The sequence below is a fragment of the Endozoicomonas sp. genome, from assembly GCF_031844845.1.
Taxonomy (GTDB): Bacteria; Pseudomonadota; Gammaproteobacteria; order Pseudomonadales; family Endozoicomonadaceae; genus Endozoicomonas.
The window spans coordinates 1-3,882 of record NZ_JAVRMB020000324.1 but is presented as its reverse complement, the minus strand read 5'-3'; the positions used below and the strand labels follow the sequence as shown (position 1 = coordinate 3,882).

At 42.8% G+C, this 3,882-nt stretch carries 3 protein-coding genes; 1 reads left to right on the top strand and 2 read right to left on the bottom strand.

Features of this window, described 5'->3' with window-relative positions; translation table 11 throughout:
* Positions 1–392: 392 nt before the first annotated feature.
* On the top strand, positions 393–1,565 hold the full coding sequence (locus tag RM811_RS18070) for an RING finger protein (RefSeq protein ID WP_402527106.1): 1,173 nt from the start codon (positions 393–395) through the stop codon (positions 1,563–1,565).
* 343 nt (positions 1,566–1,908) lie between these two features.
* Here the strand turns inward: RM811_RS18070 and RM811_RS18065 are convergent, their stop codons facing one another.
* Both RM811_RS18065 and RM811_RS18060 read right to left on the bottom strand, forming a co-directional pair.
* Positions 1,909–2,484: a transposase gene (locus RM811_RS18065; RefSeq protein WP_402527104.1), complete on the bottom strand. Its 576-nt coding sequence runs from the start codon at positions 2,482–2,484 to the stop codon at positions 1,909–1,911.
* Positions 2,485–2,887: 403 nt separating this feature from the next.
* On the bottom strand, positions 2,888–3,403 hold the full coding sequence (locus RM811_RS18060) for a hypothetical protein (RefSeq protein WP_402527102.1): 516 nt from the start codon (positions 3,401–3,403) through the stop codon (positions 2,888–2,890).
* Positions 3,404–3,882 lie beyond the last annotated feature (479 nt).

Below are 3,882 nucleotides of genomic sequence, written 5' to 3'. Positions count from 1 at the left end.
TTGTTTCCCGAAAGGTGATCCTGACCGCAAAGCCACGCCCGGCGAACACAGCGAGCGACACAATGGTAGTAGCGTGTACTCGCCGTATCGATCAGATTTCGCCGTGGGCTGGTCATGGGTTCTCCTGTCAGGAATAAAATGGGTTCAGGAGAAAAGTAGAATAGATACTTGGAAAGTCCAGTTTATGGGTGTCCTATTTTTTTTCATGGGTGTCCTATTTTTTTCTATTTTTTTTTTTTGACGACTGACGACTGACTGGTCTCCGTGAACCTTTTGGTATAATGCCTATCATAAGTAACATGGATACTAATATTTCAAGCCACTCTCCACGTTGTAAATCTGTTTCAGCTAGTGAGGGTTCCCCTAAGCAGGCGATGAAGGAGGGGCCGAGTATGATTGATGGTAGTGCCACGCCTTATCTGTCCGGTCAGGTACAGAATGGCGGGACGTGCAATGTTTGCTTGCAGCCTGTTAATCTGTCAGACAGAACTGTTGACATTCCGTGTGGGCATAAAATTCATAAACAATGTTACGAAAAAAAACTAAATAACATAAATGATATAAATGAGATAAATAGCATAAATAACCGTAGACCCGGCGTCATCTGTCCCAGCTGTCACGAACCCGCACTGATTCAATCAACTTTTTGGGCTAACGGGGGTTATAAAATCCACATTAAAAAAAGTGAATTGACAGGCCCGCTTCCCTACGTGGGGGATCCGGTAGTATTTACTTTACAGGATGGTTCTGAAGTTATTGTCGCTTTGGGTTTTAAAAAAACCCCGTGCCTTCATGCCGGGCCTGTAACAGGAAATAATTGCGTAATGTATGCGTATGTTACGGATGATAACGCCAAATGCGGGAAAGTGCGTAAAACTGGGCAGCCAGAATTACCTGTGGATACGGGTAATGAAGAAGAGATAAATTCAACCAGAGAGGGCGCTACACTCAGCCTTATCCGTCGATACTTGAGCTCAGCAAAGCTTTCTGAAATTAATAGTGTGCAGAAATATGTGTTTAAATCTTATGGCTTTTCCAATATCTGCAACGAGTCGACTATGTACATATTTTCTTCTCCAGTTGACATCAAAGATTTTGATTCTGGAATAGTTTGCATCAACCACCCTTTTACTCCGTTACGGTGGCGTTCCCCGATCACAGGCCATTCAGTGTGTCAAAAACGAAAAATCACGAACGATTCACCGGTGTCGGCCTCAACCAGAAAAAAGACCAAACTTTCATCCGAACTATTTGCCCGTGCATTTGAAGATCCAAAGCTGAATAAGGCGCTGATAGCTCAGGCAGAATATTCTTATAATAGGATAAGGTTAAAAATAACCATTACCAGTGAAGACAATACTGATTTTATTGCAACACTCAGCAATAATACTTTTAAAGATAAAAAGGTAAGTGCTTTGTTTTCAGATGCTTATGTTATGGATGGTTTAAAGAATCAAAGCTCGGGTTATCCTCAATTTCAGGAACGTTGGTTATCGTTTTGTAACAGCATGAAAGCAGACGACAGTATTGATATCCTGATTCAGCAGGAAATTGACCCTGTTTAATCGGCATGTATCAACGCCTTCCGTTGGTACGGGGATGGCCAAGAAATAGCAAGAAATAGGACACCAAAGAAAAGAAATAGGACGACCAGATAAGAAATAAGACACCCAAAAAATTACAGACTGAATAAAATAGTGGTTCGATATAAAAACTGACAAATTGATCAGTATTAATTATTTCGGAACTCAAGCAGGAAGGGATATAAGAATAATATTTTCGGAAGATCGGACTTTTGAGTACAAAACTAACGGCATGCTTCTGGCTGGCAAAGGCTGACCCTGCACCACCATGCAAGATGCAAGCACGAATAGCGGTTTAGTAAATCAGGCTTACAAAAACTCAGTTTTACAACGATGCTTCAGAATACAAACAACGGCAGGCATGCATACCCTGAAACCAGTTTTGTCCTTGCTTTTTAGCGAAGGCTTGCATTGCCGCCAATTTACCAATGGCACGTCGGAAGCGGTTATTCCAGCTTATGGTTTTGAGCCATTCTTTTTCGTCTATTCCCAGGCGGGACAGAATGGGTGGTGTATCCCCGGAAATGGCTCCCCGCTTGCCGGGTTTGAGAATTCTCCCACTCCAGTCCACTAACTCAAAGTAGTGTTGCCGACTAAACGGAATGGCCTCATCGGGGTTTTGCCCTGATAATCGCAGAGGTTTGAGCGGCAGACCGGTTTTCTTATCCGTGAGATCCTCTACAGGGGGCGTTATTCGTTGCTGGATGGAGGTGTAGTCAGAGGCTTCCGGCGTGTCGGCCATCTTTGCCCTGATCGGGTTAAGGTCTACATAAGCCATGCAGGTGAGCAGGGCGGCTTCATCCAGTAATGCCTGGCTTTTAAAGCGACCTTCCCAGAAGCGGCCTTTACACTTATCTTCCCTGTTGGCTTCCCGGGCCAGATGCTCGTTCAGGCAGCGCATAAACCAGCTGATATCCTGTAATCGCTCTCGGTACTTTTGCGCATATTCATCAATCTGGAGTTGCTCTGCTTAAAAACTGGGGTCAGGTCTTTCTTCTTGAATAACCAACGGCACTGATTTTCTAACTGACATTTTAAACGACTAATGACTTTCAAAAAGCAAGACCTGACCCCAGTTTTGTAGGAATTTTGCATATCCACTATCGTTTGAAATTGAAGCAGCAAACTATTCCAGCTTTATCCGAAGTAGCTGTTGTCTATCCAAAATAAAAGAACTGCTCTCAGCTTTCAGAACGGATCAGCGAACGACATGGACAATGCACAATGAAAGACCTGACTCTGATTTTTTGACCCTGTTTTTTCGGTTTTTTTTGACACCGATTCTTTGACCCAATTTTCGCGTCTTATCTACACGAAAAAAAATTGCCATCATCATGGCATGAAGTTGGCTCTGAGCTGCCAGGATTATATCTAAACCAATATCCGTTGCTTTTTCGTAAACTTCTTGACATGGGATCATTCCAGCCTGCTTTCATCACAGCAACACTTACATCTGAAAGCGCGCTTCCTTTGTAGCATTCTTTGAATTTAATATGATATTCAATATCATCTATATTAAGCCCAGACTGATCTGCTAGTAATATACATTCTCTTTCACGAAAATATACTTCTTTTGCTCTAATCAAGGCGTTGTTGAGAGCGTTCACATTGTTTTGCTCTTCTAGATCTTTGTATGCTAGGTCAACCTCCTCCCATATAAAAAAGCACAACAATAAAAAAGCACCAAAAGCAGCAAAATACAACATGGAGTCTTTGGCATATTCCATGGAGTTTTTGGCATATTTAGGCAAGTTGTGTAGATCAAACTCAATTAGTTTTTTGCATAAGGATTTAATTGTTAGCGGTTCTTTATTTTTCATGATTTTTATGTCAGGTTATTTAATGTTAACGATTTGTTATTAAAAAAACCGAGCCTATACTGCTGAAGGAAAATCAGGGTCAGGTCTTTCTTGCGACAGGCTAAGCCTGAGAATGTGGGAGGTTTTATGAACTGAAATCATTCGTTGAAATCCAGTGGGTTCGACTCCCACCCGGTAAAGATTAACCATCAGCCGGTAGCGAGTTTTGCATAGCCAGGGGTAACCCTGGTTGTGAAGCGTAAACAGCAGGTATTAAATCCGCGGGATTGAGCTCCGAAATATTCGTTTCGCTGGAGGCTTCATTGTTTGGGAGATGGGGTCCGCACTGAAATGTCGATTCGGTGAGACAGAATCAGTCCGGCCGGAGTCTGAGACCGGGGCAAAGGTACAGGATGGATTTCTCAGGAACCTGCGAGATCCAGTGCTGACCTGAGTTAAATAGCCATTGGTTCTATGGCTGAAAAGAACCTGGTCGTCAG